18 protein-coding genes and 3 pseudogenes are annotated in these 21,141 nt (G+C 69.1%); 4 read left to right on the top strand and 17 right to left on the bottom strand.

Features of this window, described 5'->3' with window-relative positions:
* A partial coding sequence (locus tag BN4332_RS34230) for a DNA-3-methyladenine glycosylase (protein WP_235654254.1) occupies positions 1-341 on the bottom strand: 341 nt, incomplete at its 3' end.
* An 80-nt stretch (positions 342-421) separates the two neighbouring features.
* On the opposite strand from BN4332_RS34230, the gene BN4332_RS09360 reads away from it, so the two are divergent.
* Genes BN4332_RS09360 through BN4332_RS09350 form a run of 3 tightly spaced genes read left to right on the top strand, consistent with a single transcriptional unit; the run spans position 422 to position 2,597 of the window.
* Positions 422-1,207: an ABC transporter ATP-binding protein gene (locus BN4332_RS09360; protein WP_066898180.1), complete on the top strand. Its 786-nt coding sequence runs from the start codon at positions 422-424 to the stop codon at positions 1,205-1,207.
* Positions 1,132-1,959, top strand: coding sequence for an ABC transporter permease (locus BN4332_RS09355; protein ID WP_074133020.1), 828 nt, complete (start codon positions 1,132-1,134; stop codon positions 1,957-1,959). Before BN4332_RS09360 ends, BN4332_RS09355 begins: the two co-directional genes overlap by 76 nt.
* Before the next feature lie 8 nt (positions 1,960-1,967).
* Complete coding sequence (locus BN4332_RS09350) at positions 1,968-2,597, top strand: TetR/AcrR family transcriptional regulator (protein WP_066898178.1); 630 nt, start codon at positions 1,968-1,970, stop codon at positions 2,595-2,597.
* On the opposite strand, the gene BN4332_RS09345 is transcribed toward BN4332_RS09350, so the two are convergent.
* Together BN4332_RS09345 and BN4332_RS09335 are read right to left on the bottom strand one after the other, a co-directional pair.
* Positions 2,580-2,798 carry a Trm112 family protein gene (locus tag BN4332_RS09345; protein ID WP_066898196.1) on the bottom strand — a complete coding sequence of 73 codons (219 nt, stop codon included), beginning with the start codon at positions 2,796-2,798 and terminating at the stop codon, positions 2,580-2,582. The genes BN4332_RS09350 and BN4332_RS09345 overlap by 18 nt on opposite strands.
* A 457-nt stretch (positions 2,799-3,255) precedes the next feature.
* Positions 3,256-6,252: an acyl-CoA synthetase gene (locus BN4332_RS09335; protein WP_200820393.1), complete on the bottom strand. Its 2,997-nt coding sequence runs from the start codon at positions 6,250-6,252 to the stop codon at positions 3,256-3,258.
* A 151-nt stretch (positions 6,253-6,403) separates the two neighbouring features.
* On the opposite strand from BN4332_RS09335, the gene BN4332_RS09330 reads away from it, so the two are divergent.
* Positions 6,404-8,197 carry an ABC-F family ATP-binding cassette domain-containing protein gene (locus BN4332_RS09330; RefSeq protein ID WP_066898175.1) on the top strand — a complete coding sequence of 598 codons (1,794 nt, stop codon included), beginning with the start codon at positions 6,404-6,406 and terminating at the stop codon, positions 8,195-8,197.
* Here the strand turns inward: BN4332_RS09330 and BN4332_RS09325 are convergent, their stop codons facing one another.
* The 14 genes and pseudogenes from BN4332_RS09325 to BN4332_RS09270 all read right to left on the bottom strand — a co-directional run bounded on the left by BN4332_RS09325 (position 8,198) and on the right by BN4332_RS09270 (position 21,077).
* Complete coding sequence (locus BN4332_RS09325; protein ID WP_066898174.1) at positions 8,198-9,070, bottom strand: alpha/beta hydrolase; 873 nt, start codon at positions 9,068-9,070, stop codon at positions 8,198-8,200. It lies immediately after the preceding gene.
* 32 nt (positions 9,071-9,102) lie between these two features.
* The gene (gene argH, locus BN4332_RS09320) at positions 9,103-10,530 is read right to left on the bottom strand and encodes an argininosuccinate lyase (RefSeq protein ID WP_066898173.1); all 1,428 of its coding nucleotides are present in this window, start codon (positions 10,528-10,530) and stop codon (positions 9,103-9,105) included.
* An 89-nt stretch (positions 10,531-10,619) separates the two neighbouring features.
* Positions 10,620-11,819, bottom strand: a complete 1,200-nt coding sequence (locus BN4332_RS09315; RefSeq protein WP_066898172.1) for an argininosuccinate synthase — start codon at positions 11,817-11,819, stop codon at positions 10,620-10,622.
* 26 nt (positions 11,820-11,845) lie between these two features.
* The gene (locus BN4332_RS09310; RefSeq protein WP_066898171.1) at positions 11,846-12,322 is read right to left on the bottom strand and encodes an arginine repressor; all 477 of its coding nucleotides are present in this window, start codon (positions 12,320-12,322) and stop codon (positions 11,846-11,848) included.
* Position 12,323: 1 nt separating this feature from the next.
* The gene (argF, locus tag BN4332_RS09305) at positions 12,324-13,247 is read right to left on the bottom strand and encodes an ornithine carbamoyltransferase (protein ID WP_066898170.1); all 924 of its coding nucleotides are present in this window, start codon (positions 13,245-13,247) and stop codon (positions 12,324-12,326) included.
* Positions 13,244-14,419 (bottom strand): acetylornithine transaminase, encoded by a 1,176-nt coding sequence (locus tag BN4332_RS09300; protein ID WP_066898169.1) that lies wholly within the window; start codon positions 14,417-14,419, stop codon positions 13,244-13,246. The genes argF and BN4332_RS09300 overlap by 4 nt, the downstream gene beginning before the upstream one ends.
* A complete protein-coding gene (argB, locus tag BN4332_RS09295; protein WP_066898168.1) occupies positions 14,416-15,294 on the bottom strand; it encodes an acetylglutamate kinase in 879 nt (292 codons plus the stop codon). Before argB ends, BN4332_RS09300 begins: the two co-directional genes overlap by 4 nt.
* Entirely contained in the window at positions 15,291-16,523 is a 1,233-nt protein-coding gene (gene argJ / locus BN4332_RS09290) for a bifunctional glutamate N-acetyltransferase/amino-acid acetyltransferase ArgJ (protein WP_066898167.1), read from the bottom strand. Before argJ ends, argB begins: the two co-directional genes overlap by 4 nt.
* A complete protein-coding gene (gene argC, locus BN4332_RS09285) occupies positions 16,520-17,554 on the bottom strand; it encodes an N-acetyl-gamma-glutamyl-phosphate reductase (protein WP_066898166.1) in 1,035 nt (344 codons plus the stop codon). Before argC ends, argJ begins: the two co-directional genes overlap by 4 nt.
* Before the next feature lie 25 nt (positions 17,555-17,579).
* Positions 17,580-17,897 (bottom strand): annotated as a pseudogene (locus tag BN4332_RS35410) (phenylalanine--tRNA ligase subunit beta); the annotation flags it as partial.
* Positions 17,898-17,930: 33 nt separating this feature from the next.
* A pseudogene (locus BN4332_RS35405) lies at positions 17,931-18,158 on the bottom strand (phenylalanine--tRNA ligase subunit beta-related protein); the annotation flags it as partial.
* A 134-nt stretch (positions 18,159-18,292) separates the two neighbouring features.
* Positions 18,293-19,070 (bottom strand): annotated as a pseudogene (locus BN4332_RS35400) (phenylalanine--tRNA ligase subunit beta); the annotation flags it as partial.
* Positions 19,070-20,140 (bottom strand): phenylalanine--tRNA ligase subunit alpha, encoded by a 1,071-nt coding sequence (gene pheS, locus BN4332_RS09275; RefSeq protein WP_066898165.1) that lies wholly within the window; start codon positions 20,138-20,140, stop codon positions 19,070-19,072. The pseudogene BN4332_RS35400 and the gene pheS, both read right to left, overlap by 1 nt.
* A 52-nt stretch (positions 20,141-20,192) precedes the next feature.
* Positions 20,193-21,077: an adenylate/guanylate cyclase domain-containing protein gene (locus BN4332_RS09270; protein WP_066898164.1), complete on the bottom strand. Its 885-nt coding sequence runs from the start codon at positions 21,075-21,077 to the stop codon at positions 20,193-20,195.
* Positions 21,078-21,141 lie beyond the last annotated feature (64 nt).

Here is a 21,141-nt window from a genome sequence, read left to right as displayed (position 1 = left end):
CCGCGCCGCTGCCCGGCCAGCCCCGCGCCGGCACTCACCACCGCCGCTCGCAGCAGCACCGCCCCGGCGACGCCGTCGTATCCGCAGACGACGTTGGCACAGACGTGGATGCCGTGGCTGCGGTAGGTGTACAGGTGCCCGGGTGGGCCGAACATCACCGTGTTGCGGCCGCCCGCACCTCGATACGAATGCGAGGCGGCGTCGGGCCACGGTCCGTCGGGCGGGCCGCCGTACGCCTCCACCTCGACGATGACCGCGCTGACACCGCGGCCGGTCAGCTCGGCCCCCAACAGTCGGCGGGCCGCGAGCAAGGGATCACCAGTCAACAGCTCGGCGCCCATGTGCAAGCCCATCCGAGCGATTCTGCACTTGGCAAGAACCGCCATTGACACCGGCCATGCTCGCGCGCAATATTCATCACATGATGACTTCATCGCCTGATGAATTCCCGTCGGGCTCCCCGACCGGTGCCGCTCCCCCGGCGGTCGACATCACCGGCCTGCAGGTCACCCGAGGTGGCCGGCCCGCGATCCGCGACCTAAACGTGCGGATCGCCGGCGGCACCATCACCGGCCTGCTCGGTCCGTCGGGCTGCGGCAAGTCCACCCTGATGCGCAGCATCGTCGGCACGCAGATCATCGCGGCAGGCACCGTCACGGTGCTCGGACACCCGGCCGGCTCGGCACCGCTGCGGCATCGGGTCGGGTATGTCACCCAGGAACCGACGATCTACGACGACCTGCGGATCATCGACAACGTCCGGTACTTCGCCGCGCTGTACGGCACATCGGCGAGCTCGGCCGACGAGGCCATCCGGTCCGTCGGGCTCGACGATCACCGCACCGCGTATTGCGGCAACCTCTCCGGCGGTCAGCGAACCCGGGCGTCGCTGGCCTGCGCCCTGGTCGCCGAACCCGAACTCCTGGTGCTCGACGAACCCACGGTCGGCCTGGACCCGGTGCTGCGGGTCGACCTGTGGGAGCAATTCAACGAGCTGGCGCGGCGCGGCACCACCCTGCTGGTCTCCAGCCACGTCATGGACGAGGCCGACCACTGCGGCGACCTGCTGCTCATGCGCGAAGGGCGACTGCTCGCCCACACCACCCCGGACCGGCTACGGAAGGACACGGCATGCACGTCCCTGGAGGAAGCGTTTCTCACCGTCATCCGGCGCAGCGCCGCGGCCGAGACCAACCGAGCCGACTGAGCCCGGCGGCCTACCTGGCCACCACCGGCCGCATCCTGCGCCAGCTGGTCGCCGACCATCGCAGCGTCGCGATGATCCTGGTGGTGCCCAGCCTGATCATCACGCTGATGTACTTCATGTTCCAGAACGCGCCGCACGCGCCGGGCCGGCCGACACCGTTCAACACCGCCTGCCTGATCATGCTCGGCGTGTTCCCGCTCGTGGTGATGTTCCTGATCACCTCGATCACCATGCAACGCGAACGGGTGTCGGGAACGCTCGAGCGCATTCTCACCACCCCGCTGCGCCGCTTCGACCTGCTGGCCGCCTACGGCACCGCGTTCTCTATCGCGGCCGCGGCGCAGGCGACCCTGGCCTGCGTCGTCGCGTTCTGGTTCCTGGGCTTCGACACCGCGGGCAGCCCCGTGCTGGTGTTCCTGATCGCGATCATCAACGCCGTCCTCGGTGTGGGGCTCGGCCTGTTGTGCAGCGCCTTCGCCCGCACCGAGTTCCAGGCGGTCCAGTTCATGCCGGTGGTGATCGTGCCCCAGCTGCTGTTGTGCGGCATCATCGTGCCGCGTGCCGCCCTGCCCGACTGGCTGCAGTGGATCAGCAACGTGCTGCCGGCCAGCTATGCGCTCGAAGCCCTTCAGCAGGTCGGCGCCTACCCAGAGCTGACCGCCGTCGCGGTACGCGACATCGCCGTCGTGATCGGATTCGCGATACTGGCACTGGGTCTGGCCGCAGCCACCCTCCGCCGTCGAACTCCGTAAGGGCCGCCGTGACGACCACCAGCACCGATTCCCACCAGGCACGTAAGCGGCCCGGCCGACCCGCCGGGCCGTCGGACAAACGCGAGCGCATCCTGACCAGCGCGCGAGAGTTGTTCGCCCGCAACGGCATCGACAAGACGTCGATCCGTGCCATCGCGGCCGACGCCGGAGTGGACGCGGCCCTGGTACACCACTACTTCGGCACCAAGACGCAGTTGTTCGCCGCCGCCATCCACATCCCCATCGATCCGATGACCGTGATCGGACAGCTCAAGAACGTGCCGGTCGAGCAGATCGGCCACACCTTGCCGTCAATCCTGTTGCCGCTGTGGGATTCCGAGATCGGCAAGGGCTTCGTGGCGACTCTGCGGTCCATTTTGGCCGGCAACGACGTCTCGCTGGTGCGGTCGTTTCTCCAGGAGATCATCGTGGGCGAGATCGGACCACGGGTGGACAGCCCGCCCGGCAGTTCCAGGATCCGCATCCAGTTCGTCGCCTCGCAACTGGTCGGGGTCGCGATGGCGCGCTACATCCTGGAACTGGAGCCGTTCGCGTCGCTGCCGGTGGAACAGATCGTCGAGACCGTCGGGCCCACCTTGCAGCGATATCTCACGGGTGACCTACCCGGACTCGCCTGACCCGGCCAACCGCATCAACCGGTCGTGCTCGGCGTCGTCGTCGATGGCCACGGCCTCGTCGATCAACAGCACCGGGATCCCGTCCTCGATCCGGTAGGCCCGCCGCAACCGGGGGTTGTAGAGCCAGTCCGTCCCGGCGAGCAGCAGCGGCCCGCGGTCCTGCGGACAGACCAGGATGCTCAGAAGCTTGTCGTCGACCACCACGTGAAGCTAGCCCAGTGGGATCTGGATGCCGCCACTAGGGCCAGGCTGCGCGCCCCCGCCGGGAATCGGCGCGATGCCGGCCGGGAATTGGCCGACCCCGGGGTTGATCATCCCCGGCTGCTGAATCTGCGCGCTGGCCTGCGCCTGCAACTTGCGCTGATACGCCAGCGTGCTCTTGAGCGCTTTGATCAGCGGCACCTGGTTGGGACGCTTGTCGAGCGCCTCGGTGATGGCTTCGCGATTGGCGTTGGACGGCTTATAGCCCTGCTGACGCAGCTTCAGGATGTCGTGNCCCGCGCCCGCCAGCAGCCCGAAAGCCAGCGCCCCGCCGGTCACCGAACCGGTGACGAGCCGACGCCAGCTGTTCACACCCGAACCCGATGTCATCGATCCTCCAGTCGTTCTGCCATCCGCCGGAGCGTAACAGCGCATTGTCGGCCCGGCACCTCGTCGGCTACGGCGTCGCGGGTTCGTCGTCGGACGCACCTGCGACGAGTTCGGCCCGGCTGGCCGCCGTCAGTTTCTTGTACGTACCGCTATCGGCGTCGAAGTACCAACAGTTACGCCGGCCCGGCTTCGGGATGCCTGCCGCGCGCAGCGGCGCGACGAGCGGCCGGTACGACGCACCGAGCTCCATGTCGGCCACCACGTGCACCACATCGGGTGGATTGCCTGCGGCAAGGTCCTCCAGGGCGTGCGACAGATCGGCCGTCGGGACGCTGCCGCCGGGGCGCAACGCCAGAGCCGTCACCGCCAACTGCCGGCCCGCCTCCTCAACGCCGTAGGTGACCGACATGTCGACCGCGTCCAGGCGGCCGACGGCGTCGTTGACACTGGTCGCGAACACGGGCCCGCGCTCGCTGCGGATCACCGCCCCTCGGTTGTCGACCAGCCAGTAATCGCCGTCCTCGTCGCGCCGGAACAGGAACTCGGTGGACACCCAGGTGTCGGCCGGGGCGAACACTCCGCGTTTGACCACGGCCGTCGGATCGACCGGGCCGCGTGGGTGGGCCAGCAGCACACCGACCTCGTTGGCCTCGGCCTTGCGGACGAAACCCTGCTCGTCTTCGAGGATCAGGTCGTCGTCGGCGTCGTAGGCGGCCAGTTCGACGGTGCCGCTACCCGGCAGCGGACGTCCCTTGCTGCCGATCTTGGCACCGGAGACGTTGGCCAGGACCGCCTGACCGTCGGTGGTCGCGAAGAACTCCACGACCTGGGCCGGCTCGAACACGTCGACCACGCGCTTCCACAACCCGGCGGGCATGCCTGACCCGATGAACAACCGGACCGGGTGGCTGCCGGTCAGCGAGAAGGACGGATCGTCGATGACCTCACGCAACATCGCCCAGGTGTAGGACACCACCGTGACGCCGTACTGGCGGATCTCCTGGAGGAACCGGTCGGGTTGCAGCCCGCGGGACAGCGCGATGCGCGATCCACCGACCACGGCGCCGCCGAGACTGACCAGCAGACCCGATTGGTGGTGCAGCGGGGTCAGGCAATAGACCGTGTCGCCGCGCCCCAGATTGGCCGCCGACGCGGTGCCGAACGCGGAGAGTGCCCACCGGAAGTTGGTGATCTGCCGGGCCACGAGTTCGCCACCGACCTCACTGAAGGCGACGAACGCGAGGTCGCGGGCCAGGCCGGGGTTGGGCCGGTACCAGCCGGGCAGCTCGACGACGTCCGGGTCGATCTGCTCCATGTCGACGATCAAATCGACGTCGTCGTACTGTTCCAGATGCAGATCACGGCTCTCGCCGCCGCCGAGGACCAGCACCCGGGTGTCCAGCTCCCGGGCCACCGCGAGGTGGCTCGGGTCGGCGATGATCTCGGCCACCCCGCCGAGCCGCGCCGCCTCGGCCAGCTCCGCCTCGGGCAACAGCACTGCCACCGCACCCAGCCGGGACAGCGCGGCGATGGCCACCAGCGCACTGGGTCGGGTGTCCATCAGGACACCGACCCGCGCGCCCTGGCGCACCCCGACGTCGATCAGGCCGCGCACCACGTTGTTGATCCGGCGATCCACCGCTTCATAGGTGTGCACGCGACCGTCGAACAGCAGCGCCTCGCCGTTGGGGGCACTGCGCGCCTGCTCGCTCATGATCCGGCCGAGCGAAATCCGCGTGTGGTCGTTGACCTGGCCCAACCGGGCCAGCCTGGGCAGCGTGCGGGCGGTCTCGATGACCAGCGTCCTGGCGTTCTTGTTGGCCGTCACCAACGCGTCGGCCGCCGAACGGGCCACCCCGAACGCCATCTCGGTGGCCGCGGTGGCGCCATGGGTGACGCGGGTGGTGAACGACACCCCGCCCTCTGGATGATCGGCCGGTTGCGCCTCCATCGGGACGACGCCCTCCGGCATCTGGTCTCCGCCAAGCCATTTCACCCATTGCGCGACCGTCGGCCAGGTCTGGGATGAGGCCTTCGAACCCACGACCAAGCCGAAATGTCCTGCCCTGATCAGGTATTCGTAGACGTCGGCATCGGGGGCAGCCCGCTTGATCCCGCGCACGGCAGCCGGCTGGCCGATGTCGTCGACCTCGCCGACCACCGCGAGGATCGGGCAGTCGATGTCGGACAGTGTGACCAGATCGCCGTGAACGGAGAAGCCACCGGTGATCATCCGGTTGTGCGCGATGAACTGCTTGAGCAGTTCCGAGATCGCCGGACCCGACCACGCGATCCAGCCCTCCGACGACAGGAACCGGCGCTGCTGTTCGCGCGGGAGCAGGGCCTCGCGATCGTGCAGCTGACGCAGGAACTCAAGACGCGACTGGGCCGTCTTGATCGGGTCGAGCATCTGAAAACCGGTGCGGGCCAACCATCCTGGGATGTCGATACGACTGAACACGTGGTCGGCCATGAAATCCGCGGCACCCGCGGCGACTCCGGCGGGCAGGTTCATCGGCAGCGCTGCCAGGGTGTCCACCGGGGAGCCGAAGGCGATGATGCTGGCCAGGTCCTTGGACCGTCGGTACGCGGCGGCCTGGTAGGCGAACATGCCGCCCTGCGAATAGCCGGCCAGGTGCACGTCGCAACCGGTGACCTCTTTGACGACGTCGATGGCCTCCGACAGCGCCACCACGTGGTCGGCAAGGTTGCGTTGCATGCCGCCCTCGACCTTGTCCGGGGAACCGAAGTCGATCACCCAGGGATCGATGCCTGCCGCGTGCAGGATGCCGACCGCGCCGTCGTCGCGGGTGACGTCCCACATGTCGGCCGACATCATCATCGGGTGCACCATCAGCACCGGCGGACGCTGAGTCTGCGCACCCGGGCGGACGTCCGGCGGGAAATACCGCCGCAGGCGGTACATCGGCACGCTCTGGATGATCTGGAAGGGCGAGGGGACCGCACCGGTCTCCAGGCCGCCGTAGCGCAGCACCTCCAGGCCGTTCTGCGCGGTTGCCAGCAACCGCTCGACCGGTTTGGTCACTGCCGAGAAATCCACCAGCCTGCTCCCCACATCGCGACTCGCCCCGACCCCCGATTGACGTGGTCATCATGGCACAACAGCAACCGGCTCCCGACCTGATCACCCCGACGCAGGCAGCGGCCCCGGGCGATGCGGGTGTCGCGGCCGCCGAACGATAGGGTCGGCGGCGATGGCTCACCTGCTCGGGGGCGAAACCCTGCATCTGGAATACCCCACCGGGGTGGTGTTCGATTCGGTCACCGTCGGCGTCAGCGAAGGCGACCGGATCGGCATCGTCGGCCGCAACGGCGACGGAAAGTCAACGCTGTTGGGCATGCTCACGGGCCGGATCACTCCGCACGCGGGCCGGGTGACCCGGCGCAGCGGACTGCGGGTGGGGTCACTGGACCAGACCGACACCCTCGACCCCGACCACACCGTCGGTTGGGCTCTGGTCGGTGACCGTCCCGAGCACGAGTGGGCCGGCGACGCCCGGATCCGGGATGTCATCGGGGGTTTGGTCGCCGACCTCCCGTTCGACGCGCCCGTGTCGACCCTTTCGGGTGGCCAGCGCCGGCGCGTGCAGCTGGCCGCGCTGCTGATCGACGACTGGGACGTCATCGCGCTCGACGAGCCGACCAACCATCTCGACATCCAGGGCATCACCTGGCTGGCCGGACACATCAAACAGCGCTGGGCCCGCGGTGCCGGTGGGCTGTTATTGATCACCCACGACCGCTGGTTCCTCGACGAGGTCGCGACCACCACGTGGGAGGTGCACGACCGGATCGTGGAGCCGTTCGAGGGCGGCTATGCGGCCTACGTGCTGCAGCGGGTGGAGCGGGATCGCCAGGCCGCCTCGATCGAGGCCAAACGGCAGAACCTGATGCGCAAGGAGTTGGCCTGGCTGCGGCGCGGGGCACCGGCCCGCACCTCCAAACCCAAGTTCCGCATCGACGCGGCCAACGCGCTGATCTCGGATGTTCCGCCGCTGCGCAACACCGTGGAGCTGTCGCGGCTGGCCACGGCCCGACTCGGCAAGGACGTCATCGACCTGCTCGACGTGTCGGTGACCTACCCGGGATCGAACCGAGAAGTGTTGCGCGACATCGAGTGGCGCATCGGCCCCGGTGAGCGCACCGGAATCGTCGGGGCCAACGGAGCGGGCAAATCGACGTTGCTGGGCTTGATCGCCGGGACGGTGACGCCGACCAGCGGCCGGGTCAAACGCGGTAAGACCGTACGGCTTTCGATCCTGGACCAGCAGTCCAGCGAGCTCGACGCGGTGGCCGGCGACATGGTCCGCGAGGTGGTCGGAAGGCTGCAGACCAGCTATCAGATCGACGGCAAGGACGTCACGCCGGCGCAGCTGCTGGAGCGGTTGGGTTTCGCCCGCGATCAACTCTCCACGCGCGTCGGTGAACTGTCCGGTGGGCAACGCCGCCGGCTGCAGCTGATGCTGGTGGTGTTGTCGGAGCCCAACGTGCTGGTGCTCGACGAGCCCACCAACGACGTGGACACCGACATGCTGGCCGCCACCGAGGATCTGCTGGATTCCTGGCCGGGAACGCTGATCGTGGTGTCGCACGACCGGTACCTGCTGGAGCGGGTCACCGATCAGCAGTACGCGATCCTCGACGGCCGCCTCCGGCACCTGCCGGGCGGGGTCGACGAGTACCTGCGACTGTCGGCGCAACGCTCCGCGGCCTCTCCCCCGACCGCGCCTGCGCCGCGCACCGAAACAGCCCCGGCCCCAGGGCTGTCCGGCGCCGAGCTCCGCAACGTCGAAAAAGAGATCGCCTCGATCGACCGGTCGCTGGCCAAGCTTGCCGACCGGATCTCCGCCAAGCACGACGAACTCGCCGCCCACGACCAGGCCGACCACGTCGGGCTGGGCCGGCTCACCGGCGAACTGCGCGACCTGGAAACGCAGGTGGCCGAGTTCGAAGCCCGCTGGATGGAGCTGTCCGAGAAGCTGGAATAGCTATCCGAGCACCCGGGTCAGGAAAGCGATCTGATCGGCGACGACCCGGCGACGGATGTCGTCGACATAGAAATCGAAGTGGTTGACCGGGTACTCGAGCAGCTCACCCCGCGGCGCCGCCTCGGCCAGCGCGCTCACTTTGTCCGGCGTGGTCTCGGCGTCCTCGGTGCCCATGCACACCAGCACCGGACACGTCACCTGCCCGGCGAAATCGATTGGGCGGTAGCGCATCATCTCGATGAGGGCGCGCGGCGCGACCTGGTTGCGCCAGGTCGGACTGGTCATCCCGGCGATCGCTCGTTGCGCACCGGCGCCGGTCATCACCGCCAATTCTCCAGGGGCGCCCACCGCGGCCACATACCGCGGCGCGAGGCGCAGCCGGCCGCGCCCCCAGTCCTCGGCCATGGCCGCGAGCAGGCGCAGGGTGGAAAGGGTCGAGCGTCCTTCGACGCGCCGGGGAAATCCGTTGAACGGGATCTGGGCGATCACGGCAGCGATCTCGTGGTCGCGGGCGGCCGCGGCGATCACGTGGCCACCGCCGAGCGAGGTGCCCCACAGCGCGACGCGGGACGGGTCCACCCCGTCGAGGCCGCGGGCGCATGCCACCGCTGCGGCGATGTCGGCGAGTTGGCCCTGGATGTTCACCACTTGGCGGGGACGCCCACCACTTTCGCCGAGACTGCGGTAATCGAAGGTCAGGGCGTGGAAGCCGGCGGCGGCGAAGTCCTCCGCCGTGGCCCGCAATGCCGGGGTGTCCTGGGTACCGCCGAACCCCGGACACAGCACCACGCAGGGTGCGGGTTGATGGTCGGACGCCCGTAGGTACCCGAGGCAGCGGTCGCCGTCGACATCGAAGCTGACTTGGTGCGCCACGGCTACGACGGTACGCGAGCCGGCCCCGGCGACTAGCGGCTCAGGCGGATCCGCAACTCCTCCATGGTGTTCCGCACGATGCCGAGCTGCTTGGCGACCTGGATCGGCGCGGTGCCGCCGCGGGCATTGCGGGCGTTAACCGAACCCTCGACGGTCAGCACCTCGCGCACCTGCGGGGTGAGGGCCGGGTCGATCGCGGCGAACTCGTCGTCGGTGAGCTCGTCGAGCCCGACACCGCGGCCCTCGGCGGCCTGCACCGCCGCACCGGCGGCCTCATGGGCGACGCGGAACGGAACACCCTGACGCACCAGCCATTCGGCGATGTCGGTGGCCAGCGTGTAGCCCGCGGGCGCCAGCGAGGCCATCCTGGCTTCGTCGAAGGTCAGCGTGCCGACCAGCCCGGCCATCGCCGGCAACAACAGCTCGAGCTGCGCCACCGAGTCGAAGACGGGTTCCTTGTCCTCTTGCAGGTCCCGGTTGTAGGCCAGCGGCTGCGCCTTGAGCGTGGCGAGCAGGCCGGTGAGGTTGCCGATCAACCGGCCGGATTTTCCGCGGGCCAGCTCGGCGATGTCCGGGTTCTTCTTCTGCGGCATGATCGAGCTGCCGGTCGACCACGAGTCGTGCAGCGTGACGTAGCCGAATTCGGTGGTGCTCCACAGGATGATGTCCTCGGCGAGCCGCGACAGGTCCACGCCGATCTGGGCGAACACGAAGGCGGCCTCGGCGGCGAAATCGCGTGCGGCCGTGGCGTCGACGGAATTGTCTGCGGCTGAGGCGAATCCGAGGTCTGCGGCGATGGCGTCGGGATCCAGGCCGAGCGAGGACCCGGCCAGCGCCCCGGAACCGTAGGGCGACACCGCGGTGCGGTCGTCGAAATCGGCGAGCCGGTCGACGTTGCGCAGCAGCGGATGCGCATGCGCGAGCAGATGGTGCGCGAGCAGGATCGGCTGAGCGGCCTGCAGGTGGGTCTTGCCGGGCATGATCGCCGTCGGGTGGGCCGCGGCCTGGACCGCCAGCGCGTTGACCACCTCGAGCACACCGTCGGCGACGCGGCGGACCGCGTCGCGCAGCCACATCCGGAACAGCGTGGCCACCTGGTCGTTGCGGGAACGTCCGGCCCGCAGCCGGCCGCCCAGGTCCGGCCCGACACGGTCGATCAGGCCGCGCTCCAGCGCGCCGTGCACGTCCTCGTCGGTGACCAGCGGCTCGAAGCTGCCGTCGGCGACGTCGGAACCGAGGCTGTCGAGGCCCGCGATCAAACCGTCGCGCTGCTCATCGGTGAGCAGCCCGGCCCGGTGCAGCACCCGGGCGTGGGCCTTGGATGCGGTGATGTCGTACGGCGCCAGCACCCAGTCGAAGTGGGTCGACTTACTCAGCGCGGCAAGGGCGGCCGAAGGACCGTCGGCGAACCGGCCGCCCCACAGCGAGCCCTCGTTGGTGGTTCCGTCGTTGGTACTCATGTCACCCTCACTGCTGTGCGAGCGTGCGCGTTTGCGCCGATTTCATGGCGTGTCGGGCAGCAGACACGCACGCTCGCGGTGCTTAGTGCTTACAGGCCCAGATCGCGCTTGGCGGAGATCTTGGAGCTCAACCCGTGCACGTGCACGAAGCCCTTCGCCGAGGACTGGTCGAAGCTGTCGCCCTCGTCGTAGGTGGCCAGGTTGAAGTCGTACAGCGACTCTGCGCTCCGGCGGCCGTTGACGGCGATGTGACCGCCGTGCAGCACCAGCCGGATCTCGCCGGTAACGTGCTGCTGGGTGTGCTCGACGAACGCCTCCAGCGACGCCTTAAGCGGCGAGTACCACAGGCCGTCATAGACCAGCTCGCCCCACTTCTGGTCGGTGGTGCGCTTGAACCGGCCCAGCTCGCGCTCCAGCGTGACGTGCTCGAGTTCGGTGTGGGCGGTGATCAGCACCATGGCGCCGGGTGCCTCGTAGATCTCGCGGCTCTTGATGCCGACCAGGCGGTCCTCGACCACGTCGAGCCGGCCCACGCCCTGGGCACCGGCGCGGCGGTTGAGCTCCTCGATGGCCTGCAACACCGTGACCGGGCGCCCGTCGATCGAGACCGGCACACCCTTCTCGAAGCCGACGATCACCTCATCGGGGGTGTTCCAGTTGACCGTGGGGTCCTCGGTGTAGTCGTAGACGTCCTTGGTGGGCGCGTTCCACAGATGCTCCAGGAACCCGGTCTCCACCGCGCGGCCCCACACGTTCTGGTCGATCGAGAACGGCGAGCGCTTGGTGACGTTGATGGGGATGGCGTTCTCCTCGGCGAACGCGATCGCCTTCTCGCGGGTCCAGGCATAGTCGCGGACCGGGGCCAGCACCTGCAGATCGGGGGCCAGCGAGGCGAATCCGACCTCGAACCGCACCTGGTCGTTGCCCTTGCCGGTGCAGCCGTGGGCGACGGTGCCGCCGCCGTGCTCCCGCGCCGCGGCCACCAGGTGCTTGACGATCAGCGGGCGGCTGATGGCCGAGACCAGCGGGTAGCGGTCCATGTAAAGCGCGTTGGACTTGATGGTGGGCAGGCAGTACTCATTGGCGAACTCGTCGCGGGCATCGACCACGACCGCCTCGACCGCGCCGCAATCCAGCGCACGCTGCCGCACGACCTCCATATCCTCGCCGCCCTGGCCGAGGTCGATGGCGACGGCGACGACCTCACGGCCGGTCTCCTTGCCAATCCAGCTGATGGCCACCGAGGTGTCCAGACCCCCGGAATACGCGAGGATCACGCGATCGGACATGTGAGCAGTCTCCTTTTACTTCAGCTCTATTTGAGGTTCTCGAGGGTGCTGGCGAGCTCGGCACCGGTCATCGGCTCCCGCGCCACCACCGCGATGGTGTCGTCTCCGGCGATGGTGCCGACCACGTACGGCAAGGCAGCGCGATCGATCGCGCTGGCCAGGTAGTGCGCGGCCCCGGGCGGGGTGCGCAGCACGGCAAGGTTAGCGCTGGCGTCGGTCGATACCAGCAACTCCCCCAACAACCGGGTCAGCCGCTCGGTGCCGCCGGAAACTCCGCGGACCGGGCTGCCGTCCTCGGGCACCACGTAGACGCCGACGCCGCCGTCGGCGCCACGCAGTTTGACCGCGCCGAGTTCCTCCAGGTCACGCGACAACGTGGCCTGGGTGACCTCGATCCCCTCCTGCCCCAGCAGGGCGGCCAGTTCGGTCTGGCTGCTCACCTGCCTCGAGGACAGCAGGGCGACGATGCGGGCCTGACGCCCGGCGCGGGTCGGTGCGCTCACGTCAGGCTCGCTCCAGCAACCAGACCAACAGCGCCTTCTGGGCGTGCAACCGGTTCTCGGCCTCGTCGAACACCGCGCTCTGCGGTCCGTCGATCACGTCATCGGTGATCTCATGGCCACGATGGGCCGGAAGGCAGTGCAGCACAATGGCTTCCGGGTCGGCGCGCTTGAGCAGGTCGGCATTGACCTGGAACGGCCGGAACGGCCGCACCCGGTCGAGTCCGTCGTTCTCCTGACCCATCGAGGTCCAGGTGTCGGTCACCAGCACGTCGACGCCGTCGGCACCGGCCTGCGGATCATCGGTCAGCGTTACTGTTGCCCCCGTCTCGGCGGCCCGCCGCTTGGCGGCGTCGACGAAGTGCGGGTCGGGTTCGAAGCCGGCCGGCGCGGCGATGGTGACGTGAATGCCGGCGGTCACGCCGCCCAGCATCAGCGAGTGCGCCATGTTGTTGGCGCCGTCGCCCAGGTACGTCATTCGCAGTCCCGTGAGGTTGCCCCGACGTTCCGCCAGCGTCTGCAGATCGGCCAGCACCTGGCAGGGGTGGAATTCGTCGGACAGTGCGTTGACGATGGGCACGCTCGAGCCGGATGCCATCGCCGTGAGCCGCTCCTGGGCGAAGGTGCGCCACACGATGGCGTCGACGTACCGCGACAGCACCGCCCCGGTGTCCTCCAAGGTCTCCTCGCGGCCCAGTTGGGTGCTGCGGCCGTCGACGACGACGGCATGCCCGCCGAGCTGGGCGATGCCCATCTCGAACGAGAACCGGGTACGGGTCGAGTTCTTCTCGAAGATGACCGCGACGCCGCGCGGCCCCTCCAGCGGCCGCCGCGAGAACGGCGCCTTTTTCAGTTCGGCGGCCAAGGCGAGCACCTCGGCCTGCTCGTCGGGCGACAGGTCGTCGTCGCGCAGGAAATGCCGGGTCATGAATCAGCCTCCACAGCGGTGTCGAGAACGGCGGGCAGAGCGGACAGGAACGTCTCGATCTGCGGTTCGGTGATGATCAGCGGGGGCGCCAGCCGGATCACGTCGGCGGCGGCGGCGTTCACCAGGAAGCCGGCATCGCGGGCCGCGGCCTCGACCACCTTGGCGCTCGGCGCGGTCAGCACCACACCCTGCAGCAGGCCCTTGCCCCGAACATGGCCGACCAGCGGGTGGCCCAGTTCCTCGATGCCGTGACTGAGCGTCTTGCCGAGCACCCCGGCCCGCGCGATCAGATCCTCGTCGGTCAGCGCCTTGAGCACGGCCACCGCGGCCGCCGTGCACACCGGGTTGCCACCGAAGGTGCTGCCGTGCAGGCCCGGCGTGAGCAGATCGCCCGCCGCACCGATCGCCAGGCAGGCGCCGATCGGCAGGCCGCCACCTAGCCCCTTGGCCAGCGTCACGATGTCGGGCGTGATGCCGTCGTGCTGATGGGCATAGAACGCACCGGTGCGCCCGACGCCGGTCTGCACCTCATCGAGGACGAGCAGCGCGCCGTTCTTCGCCGTGATCTCGCGGGCCCTGGCCAGGTAGCCGGCAGGCGGGACGACGACGCCGCCTTCCCCCATGATCGGTTCCAGGAACACCGCGGCGGTATCCGAATCGACCGCGGCGGCAAGCGCTTCGATGTCGCCGTAGGGCACGTGGGTGACGTTGCCCGGCAGCGGCTCGAACGGCGCCTGCTTGGCGGGCTGGCCGGTCAGCGCCAGCGACCCCATGGTGCGGCCGTGGAAAGCGCCTTGGGCGGCAACGATATTCGTCTTGCCGGTGAGCCGGGTGATCTTGAAAGCCACCTCGTTGGCCTCGGTGCCCGAGTTGCAGAAGAACACCCGGGCCTGGGTACCCAGATGGCCGACCAGCGCTTCGGCCAGCGCGATACCGGGCTCGGTGGCATACAGGTTGGACGTGTGGCCCAGGGTGTTGAGCTGGCTCGTGACGGCCTCGATGACCGCGGGGTGGCGATGGCCGAGCAGGTTGACCGCGATCCCGCCCAGCAGGTCCAGATAGGACTTGCCGTCGGTGTCGGTGACCACGGCGCCGTCACCACTGGCCAGCGCCAGCGGCGGGGTGCCGTAGTTGTTCATCATCACCGCTTCCCAGCGGTCTTGGAGGCTCACGGTTTTACCACCTTGGTTCCGGTTCCTTCATCGGTGAAAAGCTCGACCAGCACACAGTGTTCGACGCGACCGTCGATGACGTGCGCGCTCGGCACCCCACCGGCGACCGCCCGCAGGCAGGCCTCGATCTTGGGCACCATGCCCGATTCGAGCTTGGGCAGCAGTTGGGTGAGGGCCGCGGTGTCGATCTCGCTGACCAGTGACGAACGGTCCGGCCAGTCGGTGTAGAGGCCCTCCACGTCGGTGAGCATGATCAGCTTCTCGGCGCCCAGCGCTTCGGCCAGCGCCGCTGCGGCGGTGTCGGCGTTGATGTTGTGCACCACGCCATCGACATCGGGACCGATGGTCGAGACCACCGGAATCCGCCCGGCGGCAATGAGATCCAGCAGCGACTCGGCGTTGACGTATTCGACGTCGCCCACCAGGCCGATGTCGGTGGCCACCCCGTCCACGGTGACGCTGCGCCGCACCGCGGTGAACAGATGCGCGTCCTCACCGGTCAGGCCCACCGCATACGGCCCGTGGGCGTTGATCAGGTTGACCAGTTCGCGGCCCACCTGCCCGAACAGCACCATGCGTGCCACGTCGAGCACCTCGGGAGTGGTCACCCGGAAGCCGCCCTTGAAATCGCCTGCGATGCCGAGCCGTTTGAGCATGGCACTGATCTGCGGCCCACCGCCGTGCACCACGACGGGCTTGATCCCGCAGTTGCGCAGGAACACCATGTCGGCGGCGAAGGCCGCCTTGAGGGTGTCGTCGGTCATGGCATTGCCGCCGTACTTGACCACGACGATCTGGCCGTGCAGTTGTTTGAGCCACGGCAGCGCCGAGGCGAGCACCTGGGCCTTCACGCCCCGCTCGATGGCTTGGCTCATGAGCTGTACGCCGAGTTCTCTTCGACGTACGCGTGCGACAGATCGGTGGTGCGGATGGACGCCTGATGTGAGCCGACGCCGAGGTCGACGACGACCACGATGTCCTCACCCGACAGGTCGACCTCGCGGGCACCCGGTGCCCCCGCACCGTCGATGCACACCGGAGAACCGTTGAAGGACACGCTGATCCGCTCGGGGTCCAGCTTCACCGGGGCGATACCCACGGCGGCCAGCACCCGGCCCCAGTTCGGGTCGGAGCCGAACAGCGCGGTCTTGACCAGGCTGTCGCGGGCGATGACGCGGGCCGCGACGAGCGCGTCGTCCTCGCTGTCGGCGCCGGCGACGGTGATCAGGATGCGCTTGGTGACGCCCTCGGCGTCGGCCTGCAGCTGCGCGCACAGGTCATCGCAGACCTGCAGGACGGCGGCGTCCAGATCCTCCTGGCTGGGCGCGATCTCGCTGGCGCCCGAGGCCAGCAGCAGCACGGTGTCGTTGGTCGAGCAGCTGCCGTCGACGTCGAGCCGGTCGAACGTCAGTGCCGCGGCCCGTTTCAGCGCGGTGTCCAGTGCCGCCGCATCGGCGACCGCGTCGGTGGTCAGCACCACCAGCATGGTGGCCAGCGACGGCGCCAGCATCCCGGCGCCCTTGGCCATCCCGCCGACGGTCCAGTTCTCCCCCGACTCCACCGAATGGTGCAGCGCAACCTGTTTCGGCACCGTGTCGGTGGTCATGATGGCCCGCGCCGCGTCATCGCCTCCGGTGAGGCCGCCGGCGATCTCGTGCACGATCTCGGTGACGCCGGCCAGCACCTTGTCCATCGGCAAGCGGTCGCCGATCAGGCCCGTCGAGCACACGGCGACCTCGATGGCCCCGGTCTCGGTGCCCCAGTCGCTCAGTGCGGCGGCGACGGCCTCGGCGGTGGCGTGGGTGTCCTGGAAACCCAGCGGGCCGGTGCAGGCGTTGGCGCCGCCGGAGTTCAGCACCACGGCGCGCAGCCGACCGGTGGTCAGCACCTGCTGCGACCACTGCACCGGGGCGGCCTTGATCTTGTTGCGGGTGAAGACGCCCGCGGCGGCGTAGTCCGGCCCCTCGTTGAACACCAGGGCGAGGTCATGCGCACCGGACGCCTTGATACCCGCCGCGATGCCGGCCGCCCGGAAGCCCGCCGGCGCGGTGACGCCCTGGGTCCGGAGCAGCTTGGCCGACTGTTGCGTACCCGCCTCGGTCACGGTGCCACTCCCACGATCGAAAGTCCTTCGGTTTCGGGCCACCCCAGGGCCAGGTTCATCGACTGCACCGCGGCACCGCCGGTGCCCTTGGTCAGGTTGTCGATGGCCGCGACGGCCACCAATGTTTTGGCTTGTTCGTCGACGGCGACCGCGAGCTGCGCGGCATTGCTGCCGATCACCGATCCGGTCTTGGGCAGCTGCCCCTCGGGCAGCAGATGGATGAAAGGCTCGGCGTCATATGCCTTTTCGTAGGCGGCCCGGACCTCGGCCTCCGATGCCCCGGTGCGGGCGGTGCAGGTGGCCAGGATGCCGCGCGCGGTCGGGATGAGGACGGGGGTGAACGAGACGCTGACGTCCTTGTCGGTCACCGACCGCAGACCCTGGGCGATCTCCGGGGTGTGCCGGTGCTTGCCTGCGATGTTGTAGGCACGGGCGGAGCCGATCACCTCGGAGCCCAGCAGGTCGACCTTGGCGGACTTGCCCGCGCCCGAGGTACCGCTGACCGCCACCACGGTGACGGCGGGCTCGACGAGGTCGGCGGCGGCCGCGGGCAGCAGCGCCAACAGCGCGGCGGTCGGATAGCAGCCCGGCACCGCGATGCGCTTGGCGCCCTTCAGCCGCTCCCGCCCGCCGGGGAGCTCGGGCAGCCCGTAGGGCCAGCTGCCCGCATGTACCGAACCGTAGAACTTCTCCCAGTCGGCGGCGTCGGTCAGCCGGAAGTCGGCACCGCAGTCGATGATCAGCGTGTCCGGACCCAGCTGTTCGGCCAGCGCCGCGGAATGACCGTGCGGCAACCCGAGGAACACCACGTCATGACCGGCCAGCACCTCGATCTCGGTGGGTTCCAGCACGCGCGAGGCCAACGGCAACAGGTGCGGGTGATGCTCGGCCATGCTGGTCCCGGCGCTGGAGGCCGCGGTCAGTGCCCCGATGGTCAGCCGGCCGTCGGCGTAGGCCGGGTGCCCGAGCAGCAATCGCAGGATCTCTCCGCCGGCGTAGCCGCTGGCGCCGGCCACCGCTATCGAAGTCATGCGGCAATTCTGCATTCTTATGCANTCCGGCCAGCGCCAGCGACTTGCCGATCGCGCGGCGCCGCTTCTGCACGGCCGTCAGACCACGACCGGCCGGCGCCGTCGGCAGCACCGACGGGATGGACTCCAGGCCCTCCAGCCGCAGCACCTCTTCCACCAGGTCGGCCCGCTGACGCAGGTCGGGCCGCCAGCTGGGCGGCGTGACGGTCAGCGGGTCGGACCCACTCACTTCGGCGCCGATCTGAGTCAGCCGACGTGCCGTGGTGCCTGCCGGGTACTCGAGGCCTGCGGTGCGGTCGGGCAGGTCGGCGGGAATCTCGATGGCCGGCTGCGACCAGTCCTGCCCGTCGTCNCGCTCGCCGGCCACCGCCACCGCCGCGTCGCGGGCGGCACTGGCCTCGTCCTCGGTCAAGGTGCGGTCGGTGGCCCGGAACCGCAGCGCCAGGGTCAGTGACTTGCGCCCCTCCCCGATCTGCGGACCGGTGTAGACGTCGAACAGCCGAACGTCCTCGAGCAGTTCACCGGCCCCGTCGCGGACCGCATCCACGACAGCGGCAGCGGCCACCTCGTCGCCGACGACCACGCTGATGTCCTGAAAGACGGCCGGGAATGGCGACACCGAGGGCGCGGGCAACACCTCGACGATCGGCACCGCATCGAGATCGAGCTCGACGGCGCACGAGCCCTTGGGCAGCCCGGTCCGCTCGATGACCGCCGGATGCAATTGGCCGGCATGGCCGACGANGACGGCAGGCGAGATGGCGCGGATGCCGCTGAGGATCAGCCGGCGCTGCAGCCACCACGGCGACACGGCGGCCGGATCGATGCCGGTGACCGGGCGCAACCCGAAGCGCTGCACCCCGGTTCCGGGCTCGACCGTCAGCGGCCAGGCCTTCCCCTCGGCCGGCAGCGGTGCCACGTCGGCAAGGTCGACGAAGTCCAGATCGTCGGCGCAGGCGATCTCGCGGGCCAGGCCGCGCACCGACAGGCAGTAGCCGCGGTCGGGGGTGATGGCCAGGTGGAACACCACGTCGTCGAGGCCCAGCAGTTCGGCGGCCGGGGTGCCCGGTTCGGCGGTCCCGGCCGGCAGCACCAGGATGCCCGCCTGATCCACGCCGAGGTTCATCTCGGATGCCGAGCAGATCATGCCGTCGGAGACGCGTCCGTAGGTCTTGCGGGTGGCGATGGTGAAGTCGCCGGGCAGCACGGTCCCGGGCAGCGCCACCACCACCAGGTCGCCGACGGCGAAATTCGTTGCTCCGCAGACGATGTCGCGCAGTTCAGGTTCGCCGACATCGACCTTGCAGGCGCGGATCGGCTTCTTGAACTCGGTGAGTTCCTCGATCTCGGCAACCCGGCCGATGGTCAGCGGACCGGTCACCGGCCCGACCGGGATGATCTCCTCGACCTCGTGACCGATCCGGATGAAGGTCTGCTCGAGTTCCTCGACGGAGGCATCCCAATCGGGCGCTCCGGCGCGGACGGCTTCCCGCAGCCAGCTGTAAGGAATCCGCATCAGGCACCCACCCCGAACGGCAGCGAGAACCGGACGTCACCCTCGACCATGTCACGCATGTCGGGAATTCCATTGCGGAACTGCAGGGTTCGCTCCAATCCCATGCCGAAGGCAAATCCGGAGTAGACATCGGGGTCGATACCGCAGGCCCGCAACACATTCGGGTTGACCATGCCGCAGCCGCCCCATTCGACCCAGCCCGGCCCACCCTTCTTGCCGGGGAACCAGATGTCCACCTCGGCCGACGGCTCGGTGAACGGGAAGAAGTGCGGACGGAAGCGGGTGCGCCCCTCCGGGCCGAACTGGGCCCGCGCGAACGCGTCGAGGGTGCCACGCAGATGCGCCATGGTCAGGCCTTTGTCCACCGCCAGCCCCTCCACCTGGTGGAACACCGGAGTGTGGGTGGAGTCGAGCTCGTCGGTGCGGAAGGTCCGTCCGATCGAGACGATGTAGACCGGAAGGTCGCGCTCCAGCAGCGCCCGGATCTGCACCGGCGAGGTGTGCGTGCGCAGCACCTGACGCGAACCGTCTGGGGCGATCTGGAAGGTGTCCTGCTCGCTGCGGGCCGGGTGGTCCGGCGGGAAGTTGAGCGCGTCGAAGTTGAACTGCTCGGTCTCGACCTCGGGGCCTTCGGCCAGTTCCCAGCCCATCGCGAGGAAGGTGTCGGCGACGTTCTCGGCCAGGATCGTGATCGGGTGCCGGGCACCCACCGGCTGGCGGGTCGAGGGCAGCGTCACGTCGATGCGTTCGGCGACCAGCACCGCGGCGTCGCGCTCGGCGCGCAGTTCGGCCAGCCGTTCGTCGTAGGCGCGCTGAGCCTCACCGCGCGCGACGTTGACGCGTTTGCCGGCGTCGGCCCGGTCGGCCTTCGGCAGCGTCGCCAGCGCCTGACGGGCCAGCGCGATCGGGGCACGGTCGCCGAGGTGCTCGGTCTTGGCGCGCGCGAGCGCGTCGAGGTCACCGGCCAGATCAAAGGCATGCCGGGCCGCGCTGACGGCTTTGGTCAGGGCTTCTTCAGAGAGATCACTTGGCTGCTCACTCTCTGTTGCTCCTCCTCGCGTGCTGGACACCCGGCGATCATAGGCGATCGGCCGCTCGCTCCCCGAATGCGTTTCCCAGTGGTCAGTTTGGCGACTGCCGCGCTGTTCGGACCCGGTACATCACCAGGTCGTCGGGCACGCCGTCGGCCTTGTTCGAGAACATCTGGCGCCGTTGACGTTTGACGGTGGCCCCGAGCTCGGCCAAGTGCTCCTCGGAGATGCCCGCCAGTGTGGTGTGCGACACCATGATCCCGCCGGTGCCGGCCCGCGCCATCACCCGGGCCGCGATGTTCACGTCGACGCCGAGCCAGTCGGACCCGATGCGCTGGGGGCGTCCGGTGTGGATGCCGACCCGCATGCGTGGGGCGTATCCGTCCTGGTCGATGTTCTTCACGCCGTCGAGCGCGATGAGCATCGCCCCCAGCGCGGTGACCGGGTCGGAGAACACCGCCATGACGCCGTCGCCCATGCGTTTGACGATGTGGCCGCCGACCTCCAGCACCGGCGGCTCGATCACCTGTGCCACCCGTCGAAGCAACCGCAACGTCGCATCGTCGCCGGACCGCAGTGACCACGAGGAGAAGCCGACCAGGTCGGTGAAGACGAGTGTTACCTCGCGGTTGGCCGGGGTGCCCGAGACCCGCTCGGTGAGCGCCTGCCAGACCTGCAACGCGCCGAGACTGACTTCTCGCGACGCGGCGTCACGGTCGAGCAGCCGGTCGGCCACTCGTGCCGCCGCCCGGGGCCCGCCGTCGCCGGAAACCGAGAGCCGGTCACCGAAGTCGGGATCTCCCGGAAGGGAGCGTCGAACCCGGCGGACCATCTCGATGACGGCGGGGCTGCGGTTCGTGCGCTGGAACCACCCCAGCGGCCCCGGCAACCCGGGTGTCCGGACAGGTCGCTGCTGCGGCGCCTGCTCGACATCCCCGACTCGGCCGGACGGGTCATCGAACGGCTCGCCATCCACAGCGCAAGAGTATGTGCCGTTTCGACCGCCGGGCAATCACGCCGCGGGCGGGTTTGCCCGCACT

It is taken from the genome of Mycolicibacterium houstonense, from assembly GCF_900078665.2.
GTDB classification, from domain to species: Bacteria; Actinomycetota; Actinomycetes; order Mycobacteriales; family Mycobacteriaceae; genus Mycobacterium; species Mycobacterium houstonense.
Note: the sequence above shows the minus strand (reverse complement) of the source record. Positions and strands in the feature narration are given on the sequence as shown.